At 68.4% G+C, this 26,161-nt stretch carries 23 protein-coding genes; 4 read left to right on the top strand and 19 right to left on the bottom strand.

The genetic code is table 11. The features are described 5' to 3' along the window. The first annotated feature begins 10 nt into the window (after positions 1-10). Both J2X55_RS16120 and J2X55_RS16115 read left to right on the top strand, forming a co-directional pair. Positions 11-1,462 (top strand): polysaccharide deacetylase family protein, encoded by a 1,452-nt coding sequence (locus tag J2X55_RS16120; RefSeq protein ID WP_309824642.1) that lies wholly within the window; start codon positions 11-13, stop codon positions 1,460-1,462. Then, a complete protein-coding gene (locus J2X55_RS16115; RefSeq protein ID WP_115918822.1) occupies positions 1,459-2,208 on the top strand; it encodes a hypothetical protein in 750 nt (249 codons plus the stop codon). Before J2X55_RS16120 ends, J2X55_RS16115 begins: the two co-directional genes overlap by 4 nt. A 70-nt stretch (positions 2,209-2,278) precedes the next feature. On the opposite strand, the gene J2X55_RS16110 is transcribed toward J2X55_RS16115, so the two are convergent. The 11 genes from J2X55_RS16110 to J2X55_RS16060 all read right to left on the bottom strand — a co-directional run bounded on the left by J2X55_RS16110 (position 2,279) and on the right by J2X55_RS16060 (position 14,508). Beyond that, complete coding sequence (locus tag J2X55_RS16110; protein ID WP_115918824.1) at positions 2,279-2,632, bottom strand: RNA polymerase-binding protein RbpA; 354 nt, start codon at positions 2,630-2,632, stop codon at positions 2,279-2,281. Between the two features lies 1 nt (position 2,633). Next, complete coding sequence (secG, locus tag J2X55_RS16105; RefSeq protein WP_056232190.1) at positions 2,634-2,882, bottom strand: preprotein translocase subunit SecG; 249 nt, start codon at positions 2,880-2,882, stop codon at positions 2,634-2,636. Between the two features lie 113 nt (positions 2,883-2,995). Continuing rightward, positions 2,996-3,814, bottom strand: coding sequence for a triose-phosphate isomerase (gene tpiA / locus J2X55_RS16100; protein WP_309824641.1), 819 nt, complete (start codon positions 3,812-3,814; stop codon positions 2,996-2,998). Continuing rightward, a complete protein-coding gene (locus J2X55_RS16095) occupies positions 3,805-5,019 on the bottom strand; it encodes a phosphoglycerate kinase (protein ID WP_309824639.1) in 1,215 nt (404 codons plus the stop codon). The genes tpiA and J2X55_RS16095 overlap by 10 nt, the downstream gene beginning before the upstream one ends. A gap of 6 nt (positions 5,020-5,025) precedes the next feature. After that, complete coding sequence (gene gap / locus J2X55_RS16090; protein ID WP_115918830.1) at positions 5,026-6,036, bottom strand: type I glyceraldehyde-3-phosphate dehydrogenase; 1,011 nt, start codon at positions 6,034-6,036, stop codon at positions 5,026-5,028. Positions 6,037-6,139: 103 nt separating this feature from the next. Then, positions 6,140-6,766, bottom strand: a complete 627-nt coding sequence (locus J2X55_RS16085) for a superoxide dismutase (RefSeq protein ID WP_115918985.1) — start codon at positions 6,764-6,766, stop codon at positions 6,140-6,142. Positions 6,767-7,126: 360 nt separating this feature from the next. Next, entirely contained in the window at positions 7,127-8,104 is a 978-nt protein-coding gene (gene whiA, locus J2X55_RS16080) for a DNA-binding protein WhiA (RefSeq protein WP_115918832.1), read from the bottom strand. Positions 8,105-8,144: 40 nt separating this feature from the next. After that, entirely contained in the window at positions 8,145-9,026 is an 882-nt protein-coding gene (gene rapZ, locus J2X55_RS16075; RefSeq protein WP_210112938.1) for an RNase adapter RapZ, read from the bottom strand. 31 nt (positions 9,027-9,057) lie between these two features. Beyond that, complete coding sequence (uvrC, locus tag J2X55_RS16070; protein ID WP_115918836.1) at positions 9,058-11,001, bottom strand: excinuclease ABC subunit UvrC; 1,944 nt, start codon at positions 10,999-11,001, stop codon at positions 9,058-9,060. Between the two features lie 2 nt (positions 11,002-11,003). Continuing rightward, positions 11,004-13,973 (bottom strand): excinuclease ABC subunit UvrA, encoded by a 2,970-nt coding sequence (uvrA, locus tag J2X55_RS16065; protein ID WP_309824637.1) that lies wholly within the window; start codon positions 13,971-13,973, stop codon positions 11,004-11,006. A 106-nt stretch (positions 13,974-14,079) separates the two neighbouring features. Then, complete coding sequence (locus J2X55_RS16060; protein ID WP_309824635.1) at positions 14,080-14,508, bottom strand: MarR family transcriptional regulator; 429 nt, start codon at positions 14,506-14,508, stop codon at positions 14,080-14,082. Between the two features lie 30 nt (positions 14,509-14,538). Between J2X55_RS16060 and J2X55_RS16055 the strand changes: the two genes are divergently transcribed. Further along, positions 14,539-14,781 carry a hypothetical protein gene (locus tag J2X55_RS16055; protein ID WP_115918841.1) on the top strand — a complete coding sequence of 81 codons (243 nt, stop codon included), beginning with the start codon at positions 14,539-14,541 and terminating at the stop codon, positions 14,779-14,781. Positions 14,782-14,826: 45 nt separating this feature from the next. Here the strand turns inward: J2X55_RS16055 and uvrB are convergent, their stop codons facing one another. Further along, complete coding sequence (gene uvrB / locus J2X55_RS16050; protein WP_115918843.1) at positions 14,827-16,896, bottom strand: excinuclease ABC subunit UvrB; 2,070 nt, start codon at positions 16,894-16,896, stop codon at positions 14,827-14,829. Between the two features lie 81 nt (positions 16,897-16,977). Further along, complete coding sequence (coaE, locus tag J2X55_RS16045; RefSeq protein ID WP_115918845.1) at positions 16,978-17,580, bottom strand: dephospho-CoA kinase; 603 nt, start codon at positions 17,578-17,580, stop codon at positions 16,978-16,980. Positions 17,581-17,692: 112 nt separating this feature from the next. Here coaE and J2X55_RS16040 point away from each other — a divergent pair, with 112 nt between their 5' ends. Next, positions 17,693-18,067 (top strand): response regulator, encoded by a 375-nt coding sequence (locus tag J2X55_RS16040; RefSeq protein ID WP_309824632.1) that lies wholly within the window; start codon positions 17,693-17,695, stop codon positions 18,065-18,067. Positions 18,068-18,075: 8 nt separating this feature from the next. Here the strand turns inward: J2X55_RS16040 and J2X55_RS16035 are convergent, their stop codons facing one another. From J2X55_RS16035 to J2X55_RS16010, 6 genes are all read right to left on the bottom strand, one after another. Beyond that, positions 18,076-19,233, bottom strand: a complete 1,158-nt coding sequence (locus J2X55_RS16035) for a diguanylate cyclase domain-containing protein (protein ID WP_115918849.1) — start codon at positions 19,231-19,233, stop codon at positions 18,076-18,078. Next, complete coding sequence (locus J2X55_RS16030) at positions 19,230-20,849, bottom strand: ATP-binding protein (RefSeq protein ID WP_309824630.1); 1,620 nt, start codon at positions 20,847-20,849, stop codon at positions 19,230-19,232. The genes J2X55_RS16035 and J2X55_RS16030 overlap by 4 nt, the downstream gene beginning before the upstream one ends. A gap of 90 nt (positions 20,850-20,939) precedes the next feature. Next, on the bottom strand, positions 20,940-21,599 hold the full coding sequence (locus J2X55_RS16025; RefSeq protein WP_115918853.1) for a hypothetical protein: 660 nt from the start codon (positions 21,597-21,599) through the stop codon (positions 20,940-20,942). Positions 21,600-21,752: 153 nt separating this feature from the next. After that, the gene (locus J2X55_RS16020) at positions 21,753-22,304 is read right to left on the bottom strand and encodes a GIY-YIG nuclease family protein (protein ID WP_115918855.1); all 552 of its coding nucleotides are present in this window, start codon (positions 22,302-22,304) and stop codon (positions 21,753-21,755) included. Between the two features lie 33 nt (positions 22,305-22,337). Beyond that, the gene (gene treS / locus J2X55_RS16015) at positions 22,338-24,611 is read right to left on the bottom strand and encodes a maltose alpha-D-glucosyltransferase (RefSeq protein ID WP_115918989.1); all 2,274 of its coding nucleotides are present in this window, start codon (positions 24,609-24,611) and stop codon (positions 22,338-22,340) included. Positions 24,612-24,738: 127 nt separating this feature from the next. Continuing rightward, on the bottom strand, positions 24,739-25,953 hold the full coding sequence (locus J2X55_RS16010; RefSeq protein ID WP_309824628.1) for an MFS transporter: 1,215 nt from the start codon (positions 25,951-25,953) through the stop codon (positions 24,739-24,741). Positions 25,954-26,161: the final 208 nt, after the last annotated feature.

Below are 26,161 nucleotides of genomic sequence, written 5' to 3'. Positions count from 1 at the left end.
GGACACGACCATGATCCCGCACCACCTCGCCGCCGGACGTCGCCGGCTTCGGGCCGTCGCGGTCCTCGCCGCCGTCGCCGCGGGGGCGGGCGGACTGATCGCCGCAGCTCCCCCGGCATCGGCGCCTGCGCAAGCGGCGACCCGCACGATCGTCAGCCTCACGTTCGACGATGCGAACTCCGACCAGCTCAACGCCCTCCCCCCGCTCCAGGCCAACGGCATGAAGGGCACGTTCTACATCAACTCCGGCTTCATCGGAGCCGCGGGACACATGACCCGTACCGACCTGACGAACCTGAAGAACGCCGGCCATGAGATCGGCGGTCACACGGTCAACCACCCTGACCTCGCGCAGGTCAGTGTCGACGAGGCCACCCGGCAGATCTGCACCGACCGCAAGAACCTCACCTCGTGGGGTTTCACCGCCCGCAGCTTCGCCTACCCGTTCGCGTCCGCCACTCCCGCGGTCGAAACGGCGGTGGCCAATTGCGGTTACAGCAGCGGACGACTCCTCGGTGACATCCGGAGCCGCTTCGGGTGCGCCGACTGCGCCTACGCGGAGTCCACGCGGCCCGCCGACAAGTACGCGCTGAAGGCGCTCGACCAGGTCGACGCGACCTGGACCCTCGACGACCTCAAGGCGGGAGTCACCAACGCCGAGAAGAACGGCGGCGGGTGGGTGCCGTACACGTTCCACGACATCTGCGACGACGCCTGCAGCGACCTGGCGGTGACGACCTCGTTGTTCGGTCAGTTCACGAGTTGGTTGAAGACCCGTCAATCGGCCGGCACGGTGGTCAAAACCATCGGCGACGTCATCGGCGGTGCGGCCAAGCCCGTGGTCGACGGCCCCTCGGTGCCCGCTGCGACCGGGTCGACGAACGGCATCGTCAATCCGAGTATGGAGACCGGCGCCCCCGACTGCTGGATGAGGGGCGGGTACGGCAACAACGCTCCCGCCTTCAGCACGGGCGCCCCGGCGCACACCGGAAACATCGCCAGCGGCATCGTGATGTCGAACTACGCCGACGGGGACGCCAAGCTCCTCCCGCAGTTCGACCTCGGGCAGTGCTCCCCCACCGTGACGCCCGGGACGACGTACACGCTCCGCGAGTGGTACCAGGCGAGCGGGGTGACGCAGTTCGCCGTCTACCTTCGCTCCACGAGCGGCTCGTGGTCGTACTGGACCTCCAGCCCGTGGTTCGGCTCCGCGACCGGCTGGACTCAGGCCGACTGGACGACCGCGGCGATCCCGGCCGGGTACGACGGCATCAGCTTCGCTCTGACGATCTTCGGCAACGGCACCCTCCGCACCGACGACCTGCAGCTCTACGACAGCGCCGGCGCTCCGTCGCTGGCTCCCGCCACCGTGACCGCACCCTCGTTCGCGCCCATGACGGCGACGCCCCCTCGCGGACCGGTGGAGAAGGTCCACCCCACCGAGAGCGACGTCAGCGAGTGACGCGAGCGCTGCGGCCGGCGGCGGCGGTCACCCTCGCGGTGGGCGCCGCCGCCGGCCTGTCGGCGTGCATCCCGCCGGCGGCTGCGCGCCCTGACACGGGCTACCCCTGGCACACCGACATCGTGGCGACGACCTTCTGGGTCGGCGAGGTCTTCGATCCGAACGCCTCCGACGGAAGCCAACGCACGTCCACCTATGACTCGGACTGGCTCGGCTCCTACGGCGGCTGCGACGGGATCGTCGTCGGCGACGACTGCCGGACCGAGCCCCGCACCCCCGGGTCGGGCTACTTCCCCTCCGCGATGACGCCGCTCGAGAACCCGTTCTACCTCGACCTGCCCTTCGACGACGTCAACGACGACACCGCCTACGCCGCTCGAGGAGAAGTGGTGCCGTGGGCACGCCGACCGGCTTACGCGTCGCTGGTCGACGACCCCTCGACGAGCCTCATGAAGAACCGCTGGGTCGCTCTCCGCAAAGACGGACGCGTCTGCTACGGCCAGATCGAAGACGCCGGCCCCGGCGAGTATCACGACGCCGCGTACGTCTTCGGCTCCGATGACCAGCGCCCCGTCAACACGCGCTACAACGGCGCCGGGCTCGACGTGTCTCCAGCGCTCAACGGCTGTCTGGGCTTCGCCGATCTCGACGGCGAAGACGACCGCGTCGATTGGTCGTTCATCGACGAGGAGAACGTCCCCTCCGGACCCTGGACGACGATCGTGACGGACTCCCCCGTCCGCTGAGCGGACCCCGCACACGCAGAAGGGCCGGATGCCATGGCATCCGGCCCTTCTGTCGTGCGCGCTCGGGGACTTACTGTCCGCGACGCTCGCGCAGCTGCTGCAGCGCATCGTCGAGCAGGGACGCGGCTTCTTCGTCGCTCCGGCGCTCCTTCACGTACGCGAGGTGCGTCTTGTAGGGCTCCGCTTTCGCCAGGGCCGGCGGGTTCGACTTGTCGCGGCCGGCCGGCAGACCGGAGTGCGGGGAGTCGATCGTCTCGGGGATCTCGTCGTCGGGGATACCCGCCGCGAAATAGCGGACGGTCTCGTTACCGAGGGCGTCCCAGTACGACACGGCGACGCGGTCGGCGTGGAAACCGTGGTCCTGCTCGCCCATGGGGCCCGCGCCGACGCGCGAACCACGGATGGCGTTGCCTCCAGTGGCCATGTCAGATCTCCGCGAACTTGGTCAGCAGACCGAGACCGACGATGGTGACGAACCACACCAGCGCGAGCACGATCGTGAATCGATTGAGGTTGCGTTCGGCGAGGCCCGACGAGCCGAGAGCGGAGCTCATACCGCCGCCGAACATGTCGGACAGACCGCCACCGCGTCCCTTGTGGAGCAGGATGAGAAGGGTCAGCAGGAGGCTGGTGATGCCCAGGAGCACCTGCAGGACGAACTCGAGAATCTGCACAGTCGAAAGCCTTTCGTAGCGATCGGGTCGACCGCACAAGCGTCAAGTATACGGGGAGGCGTCCCGGACGCACGGATGCCCGCGGCGAAGCGCCGCGGGCATCCGGGTCGGTGTCAGACGCCGACGTGCTTCTGAAAGCGCACGATGGCCGCGAACTCGTCCACGACGAGGCTCGCGCCACCCACCAGGGCGCCGTCCACATCGGGCTCGCGCATGAAGCCGGCGATGTTGCCGGACTTCACCGAGCCGCCGTACAGCACACGGGTACGAGCGGCCGCGTCGGCACCGAGCTTGTCGGCGACGACGGCGCGGAGCTTCGCGCAGACCTCTTGCGCCTGGTCGGGCGTCGCCGCCTGACCGGAGCCGATGGCCCACACCGGCTCGTACGCCACGACGATGTCGGCATCCGCTGCAACGCCCTCGAGAGCGACCTCGAGCTGACCCACGGGAACGGCGCTCGCGCCGAACTTCTCGAGGTCCTCCGAGGTCTCGCCGACGCAGATCACCGGGGCGAGGCCGTGGCGGAGGGCCGCCTGCGTCTTCGCCGCGACGACCTCGTCGGTCTCGTTGTGGAACTGACGACGCTCGGAGTGTCCGATGATGACGTACTTCGCGTCGAGCTTGGCCAGGAACTGACCCGAGATCTCACCCGTGTAGGCCCCGGAGTCGTGCGCGGACAGGTCCTGACCGCCCAGGGCGATGTCGATCTTGTCGGCGTCGAGCAGGGTCTGCACGGTACGCAGGTCGGTGAACGGCGGGAAGACCGCGACCTCGACGCTTCCGGTCTCGTGCTTGGCCTCCTTCAGCGTCCAGTGCAGCTTCTGGACGAACGCGACCGCCTGGAGGTGGTCGAGGTTCATCTTCCAGTTGCCGGCGATGAGCGGGGTTCGCCTGTTCTGCGTAGCAGACGACTCCGTGTTGACTACTGCCATCCGAGGACCTCCAGTCCGGGGAGCTTCTTGCCTTCGAGGAACTCCAGGCTCGCGCCGCCACCCGTGGAGATGTGGCCGAAGGCGTCGTCCGCGAAACCGAGCTGACGCACGGCCGCGGCGGAGTCGCCGCCGCCGACGACACTGAGGCCGTCGACCTCGGTGAGCGCCTGAGCGACGGTCTTGGTACCGGCTTCGAACGCCTTCATCTCGAAGACACCCATGGGGCCGTTCCAGAAGACGGTGCGCGAACCGCGGATGGCGTCGGCGAAGATCTCCGCGGTGCGGGGGCCGATGTCGAGGCCGAGACCGGCATCACCGAACGCGGTGTCCTCGAGGGCATCGGCGTCGGCGACCACGTGCTCGGCATCCGCCGAGAACGACGCGGCGACGACCGCATCGACGGGCAGGACGATCTCGACGCCGCGCTCCTTCGCCGTGGCGAGGTAGCCCTTCACGGTGTCGATCTGGTCCTTCTCGAGCAGGCTCGCACCCACCTGGTGACCTTCGGCCACCAGGAAGGTGAACATCATGCCGCCACCGACGAGGAGCTTGTCCACGCGCGGGAGCAGGTGCTCGATGACACCGAGCTTGTCGCTGACCTTCGAGCCGCCGAGCACGACCGTGTAGGGCCGCTCGGGGTTCTCGGTCAGACGGTCCAGGACGTCGAGTTCCTTCTGGATCAGAAGACCCGCGGCCGAGGGCACCAGCTGGGCGAGGTCGTAAACGCTCGCCTGCTTCCGGTGCACGACGCCGAACCCGTCCGACACGAGGGCATCGCCGAGGCCGGCGAGCTCGCGGGCGAAGGCCTGGCGCTCGGACTCGTCCTTGGAGGTCTCCCCCGCGTTGAAGCGGAGGTTCTCGATGACAGCGACCTCGCCGTTCTCCAGCGAGGAGACGGCATCGTGAGCGGACTCGCCCACCGTGTCGCGTGCGAACGCGACCGGCTGGCCGAGCAGCTCGGACAGGCGCTGCGCGACCGGCTCAAGCGAGTACTTCGGATCGGGCGCCCCCTCGGGGCGGCCCAGGTGCGAGCACACGACCACACGCGCGCCGGCGTTGATCAGTGCGTTGAGGGTCGGCAGCGACGCGCGCACGCGGCCATCATCCGTGATGATCCCGTCCTTGAGAGGAACGTTGAGATCACAACGGACGATGACGCGCGTGCCGGCCAGCGACCCCAGCGAATCGAGGGTGCGCAGAGCCATGAAGGGTTACAGGCGCTCGGCGACGTACTCGGTCAGGTCGACGAGACGGTTGGAGTAGCCCCACTCGTTGTCGTACCACGACGAGACCTTGACGAGGTTACCGCTGACGTTGGTCAGCTCCGCGTCGAAGATCGAGGAGTGCGGGTTGCCCTGGATGTCGCTCGAGACGATCGGGTCTTCGGTGTACTGCAGGATGCCGTTGAGGCGACCCTCGGCAGCGGCCTTCTTGTAGACCTCGTTGACCTGGTCGACGGTCAGACCCTCGGTGGGCGTGACGATCGTGAGGTCGACGATCGAGCCGGTGGGAACCGGAACGCGGTACGACGAGCCGCTGAGCTTGCCGTTCAGCTCGGGCAGCACCAGGCCGATGGCCTTGGCGGCACCGGTCGAGGCGGGGACGATGTTGATCGCCGCGCCGCGCGCACGACGCAGGTCGCTGTGCGGGCCGTCCTGGAGGTTCTGGTCCGCCGTGTAGGCGTGGGCCGTCATCATGAAGCCGCGCTCGATGCCGAAGGCGTCTTCGAACACCTTCGCGAGGGGCGCGAGGCAGTTCGTGGTGCACGAGGCGTTCGAGATGATGACGTCGGTCTCGGGGTTGTACGTCTCTTCGTTGACGCCCATGACGATGGTCGCGTCGTCACCCGAGGCGGGAGCCGAGATCAGGACCTTCTTGGCACCACCGGCGACGTGCTTCTTGGCGTCTTCGGCCTTGGTGAAGCGGCCGGTGGACTCGATGACGATGTCTACGCCGAGCTCGCCCCAGGGGAGGTTGGCCGGGTCGCGCTCTTCGAAGACCTTGATGGTCTTGTCGCCGACGGTGATGGAGTCTGCGGTGTACGAGACGTCCTCGGTCAGCACGCCGCCGACGGAGTCGTACTTGAGGAGGTGCGCCAGCGACTTGTTGTCGGTGAGGTCGTTCACCGCCACGATTTCGAGGTCGGCACCCTGCGCGAGAGCCGCGCGGAGGTAGTTGCGTCCGATACGGCCGAAGCCGTTGATTCCGATCTTGACGGTCACGGAATATCTCCTGAATCAGTTGTGCGCGAGAAGCGCGTGATTGCGATGTTCGCTGGCGGACAACGGCGTCCCGATGAGGTGTCCCACCGGGACGCCGCACCGTTTACGACAGTACCAGCAGACCCGAGGTCTTCTCCCGGGCGGCGGCGAAGCGCTTCTGGGCGTCGTCCCAGTTGGCGATGTTCCAGAACGCCTTGACGTAATCCGCACGGACGTTCTTGTAGTCGAGGTAGTACGCGTGCTCCCAGACGTCGAGCAGAAGGAGCGGGACGGTGCCCGCGACGATCTGGCCCTGCTGGTCGAAGAACTGCTGGATGACGAGGTTCTCACCGATCGAGTCCCAGAACAGACCCGCCCAGCCCGATCCCTGCACACCGAGTGCGGCGGCGGTGAACTGCGCGCGGAAGGCGTCGAACGAACCGAACTGGTCGTCGATCGCGGACTCGAGGTCGCCGGTCGGCTTGTCTCCGCCGTTGGGCGAGAGGTTCGTCCAGAAGATCGAGTGGTTGGTGTGCCCGCCGAGGTTGAACGCGAGGTCCTTCTGCAGGCGGTTGATGTTGGCGAAATCGCCCTTCTCGCGCGCTTCGGCGAGGAGGTCGAGAGTGGTGTTCGCACCGTTGACGTACGTCTGGTGGTGCTTGCTGTGGTGCAGCTCCATGATGGTCGCACTGATGTGCGGCTCCAGCGCCGAGTAGTCGTAGGGCAGTTCGGGCAGCGTGTACTTCGCCATGATCTCAACTTCCGAATCGGGCGCCGCCGAAACCTCTTCGCCGTGACGACGTGCCGAGGGATCGAGCAGCGAGGGTGACGATTTCATCCTACTGAGGGGTAACCACGGCGCACCGGGGTTGCTTCCCCGGATGACGGAAGATAGTCGCCCGGGCGCGTCGGAGGAGGAGGCGCTCGGGATGCCGGGATCCCGGCGTCGGAGCTCGGCTCAGCACGCCGCGAGCCTCCGCGGGCGACCGGAGCGGGATGACCGCGGGGTCCCGACATCGGCGACAGGCAGGGGATGCCGAGAGCTCCGGCATCCGCGACGGTCAGGCCCGAGCCGGTCTGCGTCAGGAGACCGGCACTGCCCTTCGCGAACTCAGTCCTCGGCACCCACCGGGACGGCTGCCTCGGTGCCGGGGATCCCCTCGACCTCCGCCTTCTTGTCAGCCATGGCGAGCAGGCGGCGGATGCGGCCGGCGACGGCGTCCTTGGTCAGGGGCGGGTCGGCGTGGTGGCCGAGCTCGTCGAGGCTGGCGTCGCGGTGGGCCAACCGCAGCTCGCCGGCCTGCTGCAGGTGAGCGGGCACCTCTTCTCCGAGAATCTCGAGGGCGCGCTCCACGCGGGCGCACGCGGCGACGGCGGCCTGCGCCGAGCGGCGGAGGTTGGCGTCGTCGAAATTGACGAGGCGGTTGACGCCGGCGCGTACCTCGCGCCGCTGACGCATCTGATCCCACTCCCCCGCCGTGCGGCGGGCACCCATCTCGTACAGGGCACCGCGGATCGCCTCACCGTCGCGCACGACGACGCGCGGAACGCCGCGCACCTCGCGGGCCTTGGCGGGAATGCCGATGCGGTGGCCAGCGCCGACGAGGGCCATGGCCGCTTCCGACGACGGGCATGAGATCTCGAGCGCCGCCGAACGGCCCGGGTCGCTCAGCGAGCCTGCGGCGAGGAATGCCCCGCGCCAGATGGCGCTGAGATCGGGACGCGAGCCCGTGGTGAGCTTGTTCGGCAGACCGCGCACGGGGCGACGGCGCTGATCGAGCAGACCGGTCTGACGGGCCAGGGTCTCGCCCGCCTCGATCACGCGCACGGCGTAGAGACCGCCTGCTCGTCCTCCGGAGCCCTGCACGTGGTGCAGCTCGGGGCGCACGCCGTAGAGCTCCATGAGGTCACGGGCCACGCGACGCGCGAGGATGTCGGAGTCCAGCTCGGCCTCGACCGCGACGCGGTTGGCGATGGAGTGCAGACCGCCGGAGAAGCGCAGGAGGGCCGTCAGTTCGGCGACGCGCGCGGTCGGGCGCGGGTCGCGAACGGTGATGAGTTCGGCCTTCACGTCGGCGGTCAGCGGCACGGTTCTCCTCGGGTGGGGGCGGCGGGGACGACGGTACAGCCTACTCGCGACCGAGGTCGCGGTGAGCCACACGGACGGCCACCCCGGGCACATCGGACAGACGTGCAGCCAACTCACGGGCCATCACGACGGAGCGATGCTTGCCGCCCGTGCACCCCACAGCCACGACGGAATGCCGCTTGTTCTCGCGCTGATACCCCTCCATCACGGGGCGCAGCGCCGACGCGTACGCGTCGAGGAACTCCGACGCACCCTCTTGAGCCAGCACGTATTCCCGCACGCGGGGATCTTCGCCGGTGAGGGCGCGCAGATCGTCGTTCCAGAACGGATTCGGCAGGAATCGCATGTCCGCGACGAGGTCGACATCGGGCGGCAGGCCGTACTTGAAGCCGAAGCTCATGAGCGTGACGGTGTGCCGCGCAGCCCCCTCGTCGCCGAAGAGCGAAACGGTGCGCAACGACAGCTGATGCACGTTCAGCGCGGAGGTGTCGATGACGACGTCGGCCGCTTCACGGACAGGGGCCAAGCGCTCCCGTTCGCGACGGATCCCGTCGAGGATGGTCCCGTCGTGCTGCAGGGGATGCGGTCGGCGCACGGCCTCGAACCGTCTCACGAGCACCGCGTCGCTGGCATCCAGGAACACCACCCGTACCTGACGGTTGGCCTGCAGGGTCCGCATCGCCTCGGGCAGGTCGCCGAAGAGCGATCGACCGCGTACGTCGACCACCACCGCGACCCGCGGAACCGCTCCGCCGGCGAGCTCGGTCAACTCGAGCAGCGGACGCAACATGCGCGGTGGAAGGTTGTCGACCACGTACCAATCGAGGTCTTCGAGCGCGTTGGCGACCGTGGATCGCCCGGCGCCCGACATGCCTGTGACGATCAGCACCTCTCCTGGCTCGTCATCGCGTGCCGGTTCCATGGGCGATCGCCTCCCGTCGTGTGGTCCCAGCCTACCGAGCCAGGTGCGTGTGGATGGCCTCGGCCAGGGTCGGGCCGATGCCGGGGAGGGCCGTGATCTCGTCGGGCGTGGCGTTCTTGAGGGCCGACACCGAGCCGAAGTGCCGCAGCAGCGCCTTGATGCGGGCCTCGCCGAGGCCGGGGACCTCGGCCAGCACGCTCGTGATGTCGCGCTTGCGGCGCTTTCGTTGGTGGACGATCGCGAACCGGTGGGCCTCGTCGCGCAGCCGCTGCAGCAGGTACAGCGCCTCGGACGTGCGCGGCAGGATGACCGGGTACTCCTCCCCCGGCAGCCAGACCTCCTCGAGGCGCTTCGCGATGCCGCACAGCGCGATCTCCTCGTGTCCGGCGTCGGCGAGGGCACGGGCCGCCGCCGCGACCTGCGGCTGACCACCGTCGACCACGAGCAGCTGCGGGCGGTACGCGAAGCGGGGGCGCTTCCGCGCGGTCACGACCTCGCCGTCGGCCGTCGCCTCTTCGGAGTCGGGGTCGGCCACGATCGCGCCGTCGATCGTCTCGGGCTCGATCTCGTCGGGGCGGTCGAGATACGCGAGGCGCCGGCTGAGCACCTGGTACATCGAGTCGGTGTCGTCGGTCGTCTCGGCGACACCGAAGGAGCGGTACTGGTCTTTGCGGGGCAGACCGTCCTCGAAGACCACCATGGATGCCACGACATTGGTGCCCGAGAGGTGCGAGATGTCGAAGCACTCGATGCGCAGCGGAGCCTCGCTCATGCCGAGCGCCTCTTGCAGGTCGGTCAGCGCTTGGGAGCGGGCCACGTAGTCGCTGGTGCGGCGGGTCTTGTGGAGCATCAGCGCCTGCTGCGCGTTGAGCGTCGCGGTCTTGAGCAGGTCGGCCTTGCGACCGCGTTGCGCGACCTGGAGGGTCACGGGGCGGCCACGGCGATCGCGCAGCCAGTCCTCGAGTTGCTCGGCGTCGTCGGGCAGCTCGGGCACGAGCACCTGCCGCGGGATGTCGCTCGCGTCGGCATCGCCGTAGGTGCGCTGGAGCACCTGATCGACGAGGTCGGCGCCGGAGATGTCGATCTCTTTCTCGATGGTCGTCGCCCGCACACCGCGCACGCGTCCGCCGCGGACGACGAAGTGCTGCACGGTCGCGGCGAGTTCGTCCTCCGCGATCCCGAAGAGATCGGCATCCGTGTCCGAGGCGAGCACCAGCGCGCTCTTGCCGAGCACGGCGTCGATGGCCTGCAGGCGATCGCGATAGTGCGCGGCCGACTCGTAGTCCATCGCGGCCGAGGCCTCTTTCATGCGGGCGGTGAGCTCTCGCGTGAAGCGCTGGTCGCCACCGGACATGAAGGCGATGAAGTCGTTCACGACGGCGCGGTGCTCGTCGATCGTCACCTTCATCGAGCACGGCCCACCGCACCGACCGATCTGCCCCGGGAAACACGGCCGACCCGAGGCCATCGCCTTCTTGTACGAGGAGTCGCTGCACGTGCGGATCGGGAAGACCTTGATCATCAGATCGATGGTGTCGTGCACCGCCCACACCTTCGGGTACGGCCCGAAGTACTTGGCCCCGCGGATCTTGTGGTTTCGCGTGACGATGACGCGCGGGGCCTCGTCGGCGAGGGTGATCGCCATGTACGGGTACGACTTGTCGTCGCGGTAGCGGACGTTGAAGGGCGGATCGAACTCCTTGATCCACATGAACTCCAACTGCAGGGAGTCGATGTCGCTCGGAACGACCGTCCATTCGACGCTCGCCGCCGTCGTCACCATGCGCCGCGTCCGCTCGTGCAGGGAATGCAGCGGAGCGAAGTAGTTCGACAAGCGCGCGCGGAGGTTCTTGGCTTTCCCGACGTACAGCACGCGCCCCTCGGCATCCCGGAACCGGTAGACCCCCGGGTTGGTGGGGATCTCGCCGGCTTTGGGACGGTACGAGAGGTGCGATACCCGTTCTCGTGGTGCCACGCTCAGCCCGCCGCGCTCACGAGCTCTCGCTCGGCGTCGCCGCTTTCGACCGCGGCGGTGTTGCGCTGCGTGCCGGTGCGGCCGGTTTCGAGAAGCTCCGCCAGGAAGGCGCCGGTGTGGCTGCCTTCGACCTTCGCAACCTGCTCGGGGGTGCCGGTGGCCACGATCGTGCCGCCGCCCGCACCACCCTCGGGCCCGAGGTCGATGACCCAGTCCGAACTCTTGATGACGTCGAGGTTGTGCTCGATCACGATGACGGTGTTGCCCTTGTCGACGAGACCGTTGAGCACCTTGAGCAGCAGCGAGACGTCTTCGAAGTGCAGTCCCGTGGTGGGCTCGTCGAGCACGTAGATCGATCGGCCGTTGCTTCGGCGCTGCAGCTCCGTCGCGAGCTTGACGCGCTGCGCCTCGCCGCCCGAGAGGGTGGTCGCCGACTGTCCGAGACGGACGTAGCCGAGACCGACATCCACGAGGGTCTTGAGGTAGCGGTGGATCGCCTGGATCGGCTCGAAGAAGTCGGCGGCCTCGGAGATCGGCATCTCGAGCACCTCGGCGATGTTCTTGCCCTTGTAGTGCACCGAGAGGGTGTCGCGGTTGTATCGCTTGCCGTGACAGACCTCGCAATCCACGTAGACGTCGGGGAGGAAGTTCATCTCGATCTTGAGCGTGCCGTCGCCGGAGCAGGCCTCGCAGCGTCCGCCCTTGACGTTGAAGCTGAATCGACCGGCCTGATAGCCGCGGACCTTGGCTTCGGGGGTCTCGGCGAAGAGGCTGCGGATGCGATCGAACACGCCGGTGTAGGTCGCGGGGTTCGAGCGCGGGGTCCGGCCGATCGGCGCCTGGTCGACGTGCACCACCTTGTCGAGGTTGTCGAGGCCGGTCACTCGCGTGTGCTTGCCCGGAACGCGACGCGCCCCGTTCAGCTTGGAGGCGAGGACCTCGTACAGGATGCCGTTCACGAGCGTCGACTTGCCCGAACCGCTGACGCCGGTCACCGCCGTCAGAACGCCGAGCGGGAAGTCGGCCGTGACGTTCTGCAGGTTGTTCTCGCGTGCTCCGACCACCGTGACCTGACGCTTCTTGTCGATCTTGCGACGCTTCTTCGGCGCCTCGATCGAGCGGCGGCCGGACAGGTAGGCCCCCGTGAGCGAGTTCTCGTCGGTCAGCAGGCCGGAGAGGGGCCCGGAGTGCACGACGTTTCCGCCGTCGACACCGGCTCGGGGTCCGATGTCGACGACCCAGTCGGCCGCGTGGATGGTCTCTTCGTCGTGCTCGACGACGATGAGGGTGTTGCCTAGGTCGCGCAGCGTCTCGAGGGTCTGGATGAGGCGACGGTTGTCGCGCTGGTGCAGACCGATCGACGGCTCGTCCAGCACGTACAGCACACCGGTGAGGCCCGATCCGATCTGCGTCGCGAGGCGGATACGCTGCGCTTCTCCGCCTGAGAGGGTGCCGGCCGCGCGGCCGAGGCTCAGGTAGTTCAGCCCCACCTGCAGCAGGAAGTCGAGGCGCGCACGGATCTCGCGCAGCACCGCGGCGGCGATCGTCGCCTCTCGGTCGGTGAGGGTCAACTGCGAGAAGAACTCGCGCGCGTCGGCCAGGCTCATGCGAGACGCCGCCGCGATCGACGTGCCGTCGACGAGCACAGCGAGCACCTCGGGCTTCAGGCGGTCGCCGTCGCAGACCGCGCACGGAACCTCGCGAAGGTATTCCGACCAGCGCTGGCGCTGACTGTCGGACTCGGCCTGGAGGTACTGGCGCTCGATGTAGGGCACGACGCCCTCGAAGCCCGACGAGTACCGCATCTCACGGCCGTAGCGGTTCTTCCACTTGACGGTGACCTTGTAGTTCTCGCCGCGCAGGACCGCCTGCTGCACGTCGTGCGAGAGGTCTTTCCACGGGGTGTCGAGCGAGAACTTCAGATCCCTCGCCAGGCCCTCGAGGAGGCGCTCGTAGTACTGGAAGAGCCCCTTGCCCTGGGTCGTCCAGGGCAGGATCGCGCCGTCGCGGATCGACAGCTCCTCATCCCCGAGCATGAGGTCGACATCGACCGACATGCGCGTGCCGAGGCCCGAGCAGACGGGGCACGCGCCGAAGGGCGCGTTGAACGAGAAGGTGCGCGGTTCGATCTCGGTGAGCTGAAGCGGGTGTCCGTTGGGGCACGCCAGCTTCTCGGAGAACGACTGCCAGGCGTCGTCGCCCTCTTCGTCGACGTAGTTGACCTGCATGATCCCGCCGGCGAGGCCCATGGCCGTCTCGACGGAGTCGGTCACGCGGCTGAGGTTGTCTCCGGATGCCACGAGTCGGTCGACGACGACCGCGATGTCGTGCTTGTAGCTCTTCTTGAGCGTCGGGGGCTCGGCCAGCTGCACGAGCTCGCCGTCGACGACCGCGCGCGCGTAGCCCTTCGCGCTCAGCTCCTTGAAGAGGTCGACGAACTCCCCCTTCTTCTGCGTGACGACCGGCGCGACGATCTGATACCGCGTGCGCTCGGGCAGGTCCATGAGCTGGTCGGCGATCTGCTGCACCGTCTGCCGCTGGATGCGCGCCCCGCAGTCCGGGCAGTGCGGCACGCCGACGCGCGCCCAGAGCAGACGCATGTAGTCGTGGATCTCGGTGATCGTGCCGACCGTCGAGCGGGGGTTGCGGTTGGTCGACTTCTGGTCGATGGAGACCGCGGGGCTCAGACCCTCAATGAAGTCGACATCGGGTCGGTCGACCTGCCCGAGGAACTGACGGGCGTAGGCGCTCAGCGATTCGACATAACGGCGCTGCCCCTCGGCGAAGATGGTGTCGAACGCGAGGCTCGACTTTCCCGAGCCCGACAGACCGGTGAAGACGACGAGTGAATCGCGCGGGATGTCGAGGTCGACGTTCTTCAGGTTGTGGACGCGCGCGCCCCGGACACTCAGCTTTCCGCTGGTACCGGAATTCGCAGACGATGAGGGCTGGGCGACGGGAACGATGGGCACCTGTTAAGTCTAGGTCGGACCTCCGACATCGGCCCCGGGTTCGCCCCGGGCGCACGGATGTGCGAGGGTGCGGCCCCCTCTTCCCGCTCGAGACCGCCCACGCGGCTCAGCCCTTCGACGGCCCGGCGAACGGGGCGAGCCCGTCGCGCAGCGCGACGAGGGCAGTCTCATCGACGCCGACCCGGGCCATGATCTTCGCCGGCACCTCGAGCGCCGCTTCGCGCAGCGCCCGGCCCTCGTCGGTGAGGTCGATGTCGAGCACGCGCTCGTCGTCGCTCCGACGCGACCGCACGACCCTTCCCTGCGCTTCGAGGCGCTTCACCAGCGGCGAGAGGGTGGCGGGCTCCATCGCGAGGTCGGCTGCCAGCGCGCCGAGCGAACGCGGGGTCTCTTCCCACAGCGCGAGCATCACCAGGTATTGCGGGTGGGTTAGGCCCAGCGGTTCGAGCACCGGTCGATAGATCGACACCACGTTGCGGGCAGCCGTGACCAGCGCGAAGCAGACCTGGTTCTCGAGCTTCAGCGGGTCGTCCACGTGCCGTCCCTCCAATTCGTTAGTACACTAATGATCATGACACGAAAGGATGCCGACCGCCCGCCTCTCCGCGAGCGCGTCCGCGAAGCCGGCGGGTGGTACCAATACGTGAACACCCGTCTCATCCGCGTTGCGGGCCCCGCGTCCGTGGGTCCGTACGAGACCACCCCCGAACCCGTGCGGACGGGGCGCCCCTGCCCGCTCTGCGGTCACGCGATGACAGAGCACTCCGTCGACCGCTCCGGGCCGAAGCCCCTCCTGCACTGCCCCTGAGAGGCCGCGGCCCCGTCGGCGGCGGCGGTCTCCTGGGCGGCGGGATCAGGCGTGACCGGCGCGTTCCATGGCGCGCAGCTCTTTCTTCATGTCCTGTACCTCGTCACGCAGGCGTCCGGCGAGCTCGAACTTCAGCTCGGCCGCGGCCGCGAGCATCTGCTGCGTGAGATCGGCGATCGTGGATTCGAGCTGGTCGGCGCCCTCCGCCGCGATACCCGTGCGCCGTAGCGACGGCGTCGGCGACTTGCCCTTGCCGGACTTGTCGTTGCGCGACAACAGGTTCTTGGTGTCGGACGCTTCGCGGTTCAGGACTTCGGTGATGTCGGCGATCTTCTTGCGCAGCGGCTGCGGGTCGATCCCGTTTTCGGTGTTGTACGCGATCTGCTTCTCGCGTCGACGTTCCGTCTCTTCGATGGCCTTGCTCATCGAGTCGGTCATCTTGTCGGCGTACATGTGCACCTGGCCCGAGACGTTACGGGCGGCACGACCGATGGTCTGGATGAGCGACGTTCCGCTGCGCAGGAAGCCCTCCTTGTCGGCGTCGAGGATCGCCACCAACGACACCTCGGGAAGGTCGAGGCCCTCGCGGAGGAGATTGATGCCGACGAGGACGTCGTAGACGCCGGCACGCAGCTCGGTCAGCAGTTCGACGCGACGAAGCGTATCGACGTCGGAGTGCAGGTAGCGAACCCGCACCCCGTGCTCCCCGAGGAAGTCCGTGAGCTCTTCCGCCATCTTCTTGGTGAGCGTCGTGACCAGCACACGCTCGTCCCGCTCGACGCGCACCCGGATCTCTTCGAGCAGATCGTCGATCTGCCCCTTCGACGGCTTCACGATGATCTCGGGGTCGACGAGACCCGTCGGGCGGATGATCTGCTCCACCACACCGTCGGCGATGCCCATCTCGTAGCGACCGGGCGTCGCCGAGAGGTACACCGTCTGCCCGACGCGCTCCTTGAACTCGTCCCAGCGCAGCGGCCGGTTGTCCATGGCGCTCGGCAGGCGGAAGCCGTGCTCGACCAGGGTGCGCTTGCGGGATGCATCACCCTCGTACATCGCGCCGATCTGGGGCACGGTGACGTGCGACTCATCGATGACCAGCAGGAAGTCGTCGGGGAAGAAGTCGAGGAGGGTGTGCGGCGGATCTCCGGGCATCCGGCCGTCCATGTGCCGCGAGTAGTTCTCGATGCCGGAGCAGAAACCGAGCTGCTGGAGCATCTCGAGATCGAAGGTCGTGCGCATCCGCAGGCGCTGGGCCTCGAGGAGCTTGCCCTGCGACTCGAACTCCTTGAGGCGTTCCTCGAGTTCGTGCTCGATCGTGCCGATCGCTCGCTGCACGGTCTCGGTGCCGGCGACATAGTGCGAGGCCGGGAAGATCGGCACGGAGTCCATCTTCTCGATCACGTCACCGGTGAGCGGATGCAGGAGGTAGAGCGCTTCGATCTCGTCACCGAACATCTCGATGCGGATCGCGTACTCCTCGTACACCGGGATGATCTCGATCGTGTCGCCGCGCACCCGGAAGTTGCCACGGGAGAAGTCGACGTCGTTGCGGTTGTACTGCATCGAGATGAACTTGCGGATGAGGGCGTCACGGTCGTAGCGCTCCCCCACCTGCAGAGCGACCATCGCCCGCAGGTACTCCTCGGGCGCACCGAGGCCGTAGATGCACGACACGGTCGAGACCACGACGACATCGCGGCGCGAGAGGAGGGAGTTGGTCGTCGAGTGGCGCAGACGCTCGACCTCGGCGTTGATCGAGCTGTCCTTCTCGATGAACGTGTCCGTCTGCGGGACGTATGCCTCGGGCTGGTAGTAGTCGTAGTACGAGACGAAGTACTCGACCGCATTGTTCGGCATGAGCTCTCGGAACTCGTTCGCCAGCTGCGCCGCGAGTGTCTTGTTGTGGGCGAGCACGAGCGTCGGCCGCTGTACCTGCTCGACGAGCCAGGCCGTCGTCGCCGACTTACCCGTGCCCGTGGCACCCAGCAGAACGACGTCGGTCTCGCCCGCGTTGATGCGCCCCGCGAGCTCGGCGATCGCCTGTGGCTGGTCGCCGGAGGGGCTGTATTCGCTGATGACCTCGAAGGGACGGACGGAGCGCGTGGCCTGCATGCTTCCAGCGTAGGCGGGGCCTCCGACATCGGGGTCGGGTTGCGTTCGCCGTGCGCGAGCGCACGGCCCATCGACGCGGGATCAGTCGGCGTGGACCAGTCGTCGCCAGAGGTCGTCGACCTGTCGGCGTGTGGCATCCATGTCCGCTGACGTGTCGATGACGACGTCTGCCAGCGCGAGCCGATCCTCGTCGCTCGCCTGCGAGCCGATGCGGGCGCGGGCATCGGACTCGCTCAGCCCGCGGGCGTCGATGAGCCGACGCACGCGCAGCTCCGCGGGGCAATGCGCGACGACCACGAGGTCCCAGGCGTCACCGCCGCGAGCCTCGGCGAGCAGGGGGACGTCGTACACGACGACCGCAGAGGGATCGCCGGCGAAGGCTGCCGCGAAGCGACGCTCCGACTCGGTTCGCACGGCGGGATGCACCAGCGCGTTCAGGCGCGCGAGTCGATCGGGGTGCCCGAAGACGAGGGCCCCGAGCGCGGGTCGATCGAGAGAGCCGTCGGGCTGCAGGACCCCGGGTCCGAACTCCGCCGCGATGTCCGCGAGGACCGGCGATCCGGGAGACTGCACCTCTCGCACGATGGCGTCCGCGTCGACGACGACGGCTCCGCGATCCGCGAGCAGGGCGGCGATGGTGGACTTGCCCGAGGCGATCCCACCTGTCAACGCGAGAAGAGGCACTCGTCGAGGATGCCACATCCGCACGTCCTGCCATCGGGGAGGCGTGAGGCCGCCCCGTCGTCTAGCATTCCCCCAGGCCGCTCGCCCGAAACGGCCCGACGAAAGCCCCGCCATGACCGCACCCCCCACCACGGTGGTGATCGAGGACGACCTCGACATCCGCCTCCTCGTGACGGCGGTGCTGGAGGGCGCCGGGTACGTCGTCCACGCGGCCGCCACGGGCCTCGACGGGATAGAACTCGTCCGTCGCCACGACCCGATCGTGACCACGCTCGACGTGAGCATGCCGGGAATCGACGGATTCGAGACCGCTCGCCGCATCCGCGCATTCAGCGACACCCGCATCCTGATGGTGAGCGCGCGGGCCGATGAGGCAGAACAACGCGCGGGGCGCGAGGCGGGTGCCGACGACTACCTCACCAAGCCTTTCCGCCCCCGCGAACTTCGTCAACGGGTGATCGATCTCGCCCGATCGGCCCGGGGCTGAGGCCCCTCTCAGACCAGGCCGAACGCCTGCTCGCCCGTCGCGGCCGCGCGGGCCGCTGCCTCATCAGCGCGGCTGGTCAGGGCCGCGGAATCGTAACCGTGATCGGCGGCGAGGGCCATTCCGACGCCCACCGCGGGCACGACGGCGGCCCCGAGTCGTGCGAGGTCCGCGACCACCCGCTCGTGTAGGACCCGGGCGGCGCGGCGGACATCGGTCGTCGGCGTCGTCGTGAACGCGACAGCGAGACCGGCGGCATCCGCCTCCCCCACGAGCGCCATCGTCGGCGCGTGCCGGCGTACCGAGGCCCGCATCTCGAGCACCAGTCGTTCGGCGTCATCAGGGCCGAAGGCCACCGCCACGCGCTTGAGGTCGTCGATCCGGATGCCGAGCACGCAGACGCCCTCGCCGGCGGCCTGCGCACGTGCGCAGATGATGCCGAGAGTCGCCTCGAAGGACTCGCGGAACAGCACCCCGTTGGCGTCGACCGAAAGTCGGCGGGTCCCCGCCGTTCCTCGAAGCGCCGACTCGTTCGCACGAAGAACCGAGGTCACCACGACCGCCGCAATCAGGAGAGAGATCGTCAGGAGCGCGGAGACCCGCGTGTCGAAGGCGTTGCGGAAGAGGTCGCTGTCGGGACCGAGCCAGATGAACACGGCGGTGCGCGCGACGAACCACACCGTCTCGACCGCGAGCACCATCGTGAGTCCGGAGGAGCTCCAGCGCCGAGCGATGGCATCCCTGCGCGTCTCGATCGCTCCGGTCGCCGCGAACAGGGCGTTGCCCAGGAAGAAGGGCACGGCCCCTGCCCAGGAGCCGCCCTCTGGGCCGGCGGCGAGGGCGGCGACGACCGTCACGAACACCGCCGTGCTCAGGACGAGCGCCCCCCGGCGCACCGCGCGCCCGTTGAAGGCGACGCAGCCCAGCCAGATGAAGCCCGTCGCGGCGACGAACGCACCGTTGCCGACCGCCACCGCGATGTACACGTCGGGCAGGAGAAGCCACGCCAGGTAGCAGGTCGCCGAGAACGTCCCCGACAGGTACGCACTCGCCCAGAGGCGCCCGGGCAGGCCGTCCTTGAGCATCAGGGTGTCGAGCAAATACATCACCGTCGCGGCGACGATGACCAGCGTCGCCGCCGCCTGCATCGTGAGGACGTCGAGGTTCACGGGGTCTCCCTCGGTTCGCAGGGCAATCGGACGGTGAACGTTGCGCCGTCACCCGCCGCCGTCTGCACGGTGATCTCGCCCCCGTGGGCCCGGACGAGGTCGCGGCTGATCGCCAGGCCGAGGCCGCTCCCATGGGTCGACGAGTTGCGGACGGCGTCGCCGCGGAAGAACCGCTCGAAAAGGCGTGTCTGTTCGCTCGCGCCGATTCCGGGTCCGTCGTCCGCGATCGCGATCGTGACGGAGTCCGCCTCAACGCCCACCGACACCGCGACCGTCCCTCCGCGTGGGTTGTACTTGACGGCATTGGACAGCAGGTTGTCGATCACCTGTCGCACGCGCCGTCCGTCGACGAGCGCGCGCGCGGGCGCAAGCTCGTCCATGTCGATGCGGATGCCATGGTCATGGGCCCGCGGAGCGATCGACTCGATCGCCGAACGCACGATGGCGGAGACGTCGGTCGGGCGCAGATCGAGTTCGACGCCGAACCCCTCCCGGGAGGTGGACGAGACCGCGAGGATGTCGGCGACGAGTTCGAGCAGGCGCGATGCGTTGCGCTCTGCGACCTCGAGACGGTCGCGCGTGCCGTGACCGAGGGACTCGTCGTCGAGGGCGAGTTCGAGGTAGCCGATGATCGATGTGAGCGGCGTGCGCAACTCGTGCGAGACGCTCGCCACGAGGTCTTCTCGCGCGCGACGCGCCTGCTCTTCCACTGTCACGTCGCGCGACACGACCACGCCGCCGGCCTCACCCGCAGCACTGCCGGGCAGGCGTCGCGAGGTGACGCTGAGAGCGCGGCGGTCCTCCCCCGGCGAGCCGTACCAGACCACCTCCGCCTCGAAGACCTCGCCCGAGCGCGCGCGGGCGAGCGGCGCCGCCTCGGGTGGGATCGCCGTGGATCCGTCTGCGGCGAAGACGGCGATCTCGCGCCCGAAGGCATCGGCACTGTTCAGGAGGAACCCGTGAGCGGCGTTGGTGACCGACAACTCGCCGTCCGGAGTGATGCGGGTGACGCCGAAGTCGACGGCATCCAGGACCTCGGTCACCAGGTCCTCCTGGCGACGGGCGCGATCGAGGGCACGACGCAACTCGGTGGATTGCTTCTCCAGCAGAACGCGTTGGGCGCGTCCACGGCGCGCCGTGAGTGCGGCCATCGATGCCAGGGCCGCCACGGTGAACGGCAGGACGAGCGTCGACGACGCGAATCGCTGCAGATCGTCCGCGATGAGCTGGTGGACGACGACACCGGAGACCGTCAGCGACACGGCGACGACGCCGCGCAGACCGAACACCGTTCCGATCCAGATCGCGGGGAAGGTCCAGAGCAGTCCGAGGCCTGCCAAGGGAGCGCTCTCGCGCATGACGGCGATCGCCACCACGTCGATGATCGGGAGCACTCCGACGACCCACCTCGGCATGCTCCGCCACGGCAGGAGGACGGCGGCGATCACCCCCGCGAAGACGAGCGCGGTACCCGCGAAGAACAGCGACGCGTGGACGACCTGGCCGACCACGATCGACACGATGACACCCAACAGGGTCGCCGCAGCGAGCAACGTTTGGCTGGCCACGATGCTGCGGCGCAGACCGAAGCGCTCGCTCGAGGTCGGGGGCGCCATGGCCTCGACGATAGCGTTTCGCGCGCACCCGGTACGGGTAGGGGCTGGCGGCACGCCGTTCAGGAGGTGTTCACTCCGGGGCCGACACCGTCAGAAGCCGAAATCGCCCCCGAAATCACCGCCAAAGTCCATGGCCCCCGCATCGGCGGCTCCGGGATCGCTCATCCCGGCATCGGCCTGTGCGTCCGCTGCGGCGCCGTCGGCGTAGCCCGCGTCGTAGCCGGGGTCGAACATGGCTCCGACGAGGGCCGAACCGACGACGTATCCTCCGATGGTTCCGAGCATCGAGGCGCCGAGCATCGAACCGAAGCCGGGGCCGTTCGAGAACCCGCGGCCGCCAAAGGTGCGCTCCATGAAGCCCGGCTGCGAGTACTCCGCGCGCGTGGCGGCACGGGCCAGTGTGGCGGGGTCGGCATTTGCGGGGCGCTCCGACGCCGACAGCCCCGACGACATCTCAGCGAGCACCTGTTGACGCTGGGCGGGAGTCAGACGACCGAAAGCCTCGGCGTGCACCTGCTCGACCGTTTCGGGCGGAGCCGTGCGCAGCAGGTAGCGATAGCGCTCGACGGCCTGACGGTCGTCATCCGATCCGGATGCCGTGGATCCCGGCGCAGTGGCCTGCGCCGGCGGGGGCGCGTACCGACCGTCCCCGTCGCGCGAGCCGCTCGCGGGAACGCGGGGCACCGTCGCCTCGGGGGCGCGTCGCGACGCCTCGTCACCGGAACCGAACAATCGGTCGAACAAGCCCATGATGCCGCCTCTCGAATCGTGTCCCCGAACGATAGAGCCCGGTGCTCGGAGCGACCTGAGGCTTGTGCGGTTCCTCCCCACGTGCCACCGATCGGCGCACCTGTCGGTCCCCGACGAGAGCGCCGTCGCGAGTCGCCGAACCCGCGCCGTGGCTCACCCGCGCCGCGCCACCGCCGCGCTCGTCCAGCGCGCGTACAGCGCCCACGGGTCGTCGACGCCCGCGGCGAGCTCGGCCACGTGCGCGTCGAGCGCTGGGCTCCGACGAAACCACTCGGTCTTCCCGAAACGCTCTTCGTGGAACAGAGCATGCCGGCGTCGTTCCACGAGCCGGTCTCCCGGTTCGAACGCGAGGAGCTCGTCGTGCCAGATCGCCGCCAGCCGCTGGCGGGGACTCGCGGTGGTCCCGATTTTTATGCGGTCTTCGAACCCGAGGTAGTAGACGACATCGACACGCGGCGGCGGGAGTTCTCCGTCGACGGTCTCGCCATGCCTCCACTCGCACACCGCGCACAACCACCCGCTCGGCCACCGCACCCCCAGGCGCGACCCACAGAGCCGACAGGGGGTCGGTAGAACGTCGGTCACCCCGTCGGTCGAAGCCAGCCAGTCGGCGCTGACGGACAGATGCCACGCGCACAGGCCCACCGGCGCGAGCTCCTCGGCGGGCTCGGAACAGTCCGGAACGAGGCAGTCGGGGGTGGGCATGCGCTCACGCTACGCCCGACCCCCGACATCGTCTCAGCCCTCGACGACCGGAGCCTCCAGCACGAGGAACAAGCCCGCGTACGGCTCGAGCTCGAGGGAGAAGCTCTGCAACTCGTCCACCCGGCCGACCGCCTCTCCCGTCGCCGCGTCGATGGCCGTGCTCTGCGGCACCAGCCACTCCGAGCGCACGGTGCCCTCGATGGTCTCTCCCGAGAAGTTCAACACGGTGATCTGCAGCGGTGCGGCCTCGTCGCGTCGGTCGCCCCCGTCGAGACGGTGCACCATCACGAGCATGCTGGGGTGGCCGACCTGGGGGATGTCGACCTGTGAGGCGATCGCGATGCCGTGGTCACCGCGGATGCGCAGGATCTCCTTCAACCCGGACAAGAACGACTCCGGGTCTTCCTGCTGCTGTCCGAGCGAGCCGTACAACGAACGCGCGCGGGGCACGCCCGACATCGACGACGACGCTTCCGGTGCGACATCGAGCAGGTCGTGCGCCCCCCGCTCGATCCAGCGGGTGTCGCCGGTCGAGATGAGGTGCCGCACGTCATCCGCGGGAAGCGTCAGCGAGCCGGTGAGGTCCCAGCCCGACAACGCGAAGACGCCGGGCTGCCACGAGTTGTACTTGGCGAGCAGCAGGTGGGCGTCACGGATCGCCGGGATGTCGTCGTCGGTGATGTCGGCGAGCGTCGCCTTACCCTGCGTGGCGGCGATGAGGGATGCCGATGTGCAGGCGATCCCGTTCTGCGTGAAGACGAGGTTGTAGTCCGCCTCGACCGTGAGCTTCTCGGTCAGCTCGGCGCGCACCGTCTCGGCGATCTCTCCACCGGTGTGCTCGCCGTGGCGGAAGGGGTAGACGGTGTCTCGGTGCGTCGTCGCCCAGTGCACGAGCTCGTACGTCAACTCGTCGTGGTTCTGCATGCCGTGAACCAGCTGCACGGGCTCGACGCCGGTCTCGAGCGCCGTGGTCAGAGCCAGACGGAGGAATTCGGTGTTCGCCGTGGCGAGGGCGTGATGGTAGCCGGGCCGCGTCACGAAGTCGTACGACAGGTCGGCTCCGACTGCACTCGTGTCGCGAATGTCCTCCATCGTGAGGTTCAACTCCTGGAACGTGAACCCCCCGACCTTGCGCACCATGCCCGCGATGATGTGGTTCGCCGCGTGGGAGAGTGGATGCCCCTCCGACCACGCGGGCAGACCCTCCGCGCTCTTCTCGACCCCGAGGAAGCCGTTGGCGTCGAGACGCAGCGCGCTCGTGCCGAGGTCGCCGAGCGAGTGCAAGGCATCGCCGATCACGAGCCGCATCCCCGCGAACGTGGGATCGAGCCAGTTGATCGAGGGCTGGCCCTCCTTGAAGTAGTGCAGATAGACCCAGCGCCGTTCCAGGCCGTCGGTACCGACGACCGGTGCGGTGGTGCTCCAGTTCGTCTCCTTCACCCCGGGGGTGTAGAAGATGACACGCTGCAGCTCACCGATGATGTAGCCACGCGCGCTCAGCTCGCGCTCGGTCTCGGCGTCGAGGTTGACGGAGTCGCGTCCCGCGGGCACCTCCGGTAGCAGATCCCAGTCTTCCCGCGGGATCTCGACCATGTGATAGATGCCCGGATAGTCCTTATAGGCCATCTCGGCGAGCCGGAAATCCGCGCCTTTGCCAGTATGACCCGGGACGATGTCGTCGATCACGCTGCCGCCGTGCGACTCGGCCACGTCGGCCACGCGCCGGAACGCGTTCTCGTCGCCGAACTCCGGATCGATCTGCGTACTGATGCGGTCGAAATGACCGTCGACGCTCGGGGTCTCCTGCCAACCGGTGATTCCGCCCGCGCGCTTGACGGGCCCGGTGTGGATGCCGTTGATCCCCACCCACTCGAAGGCCTCCCACAACGCCTCGTCGCCGAGGGCCTCGAGGAACGATTCTCCGGGCCGCGTGATCAGGGAGATCGGATATGCCGTGAACCACACGTCGGTCGACTCGATCGCCCGACGGGCATCGGGGCGTGCGTACGGGTTGCGCCACATGGAGGGCTGACCCGAGAGCTGTCGGCTCAGGACGTCGGCATCCTTCAGCATCGACTGCCGCACGAGCCACTCGACATACGACGGGTTGGCGCCGTTCGCGTTGCGGGGGTCCGTGAGGAAACGTCGTAGCGTCCCGCCGCGGAACTGGTCCCGGGGACGCAGGCGACGCGGCCGTGCGGGATAGCGCTGCTCGTCGTAGCTGATCTCCGTGGCGTTCTCGGCGACGTCGTCCGTGTCGACCGGCTCCGCATCACCCCGGTTCGCGTCGACCTTCTCGTCATCCATCACAGCGCGCTCATCGGCGTCGTCCACTCCCGACCTCCCTCACGTCTTATACGACGCTAGTCGTTTCCCCCGACATCGACCTCAGCCATTGACCTCGACCCGCCGACCCTGAGATAGATCGAGTCGGTCAGCGCGGAGAAGCCGGGGCCGCGCGCAGGGCCAGGGCGGCGATCAGCAACGCGACGGCGCACATCCCGAGCACCACGGCGAGGAACGACGCCCAGCCCGTCGACGCGAACACCAGACCGAGCAGCCAGCCGAAGACGCTCGAGCCCGCGTAATAACCGAGGTAGTACAGCGACGATGCCTGCGCGCGCGCCTCCGGGTGAGCCGCCACCGGCGTCCACCCCGAAGCCACGGCGTGCGCCGCGAAGAAACCCGCGGTGAACGCGATGAGACCCACCACCACGGCGACCACCGACGGAATCAGCATCGCGGCCGCACCGATCGCCATCACCCCCGTGCTGACCAGCAGTACCGGTAGTCGTCCGTACCTCACCGCGAGAGCGCCCGCGCGCGGAGACGACACCGTCCCCGCCAGGTAGGCCAGGAAGAGCAGGGTCACGACGGCCGGCGCCAACGAGAACGGCGACGCGGCCAGGTGAAAGCCCAGATAGTTGTAGACCGCGACGAACGCCCCCATCAACAGGAACGCTTGCGTATACAGCGCCCACTGCACGGAAGACCGCAGATTCAGCCCGAGCCGACGCCGCACCGAGGGGCCCTTCACCGTGCGCGAGCGCCCCGGCACGAAGCCCCGCGCCGCGGGCACCAATGTGAGGAACACGGCGGCCGACACGACACACAGGAGGACGACGGATGCCACCCCCCACCGCCACCCGGCGACTTCGCCGATCAGCCCGGAGGCGACGCGACCGGAGAGGCCCCCGACGGTCGTGCCGGCGATATACGAGCCGGCAGCAGCCGCCACGAAGCGCGGGGAGACCTCCTCGCTGAGATAGGCGAGCGCGACCGCCGGCACGGCGCCGAGAGCGATCCCTTCCAGAAGTCTCAGGGCCAGGAGCGAACCCAGGTCGTTGGCGAAGGGAGTGACGGCACCGAGCAGTGTCGCCGTGACGACGCCAATCGCCATGGCCGGCACCCGCCCGATCCGGTCCGCGACGAGTGACCACGGGATGACCGCCGCGGCGAGACCCAGAGTGGATGCCGACACCGTCAGAGCCGCACCCGAAGGACCCGATGCGACGTCGGAGGCGATCGCCGGCAGGACCGCCTGCGTCGCGTACAGCTGGGCGAATGTCGCCACACCGCCGAAGAAGAGACCGATCAGCAGGCGTCGGTACTCGCGGCTTCCGGGGACGTGTCCGGTGAAGTCGCTCACATCATCGACTTTAGCGAGATGTCGAGCGGGTATGCGGAAGCGCCGGTGCCCTCCCCACCCCCACAACGGGGAAGAGAGCGCACCGGCGCGGACCCACACACACACACACGGAATGTGCCCGTAAATGCGAAATGGCCACCCAGCTTTGGGTGGCCATTTCGACTAAAAGAAGTCCGGCGGTGTCCTACTCTCCCACAGGGTCCCCCCT

This window comes from Microbacterium sp. 1154 (genome assembly GCF_031455375.1).
Classification (GTDB): Bacteria; Actinomycetota; Actinomycetes; order Actinomycetales; family Microbacteriaceae; genus Microbacterium.
The sequence above is the reverse complement of the archived record's forward strand: the minus strand, read 5'-3'. Positions and strand labels throughout refer to the sequence as shown.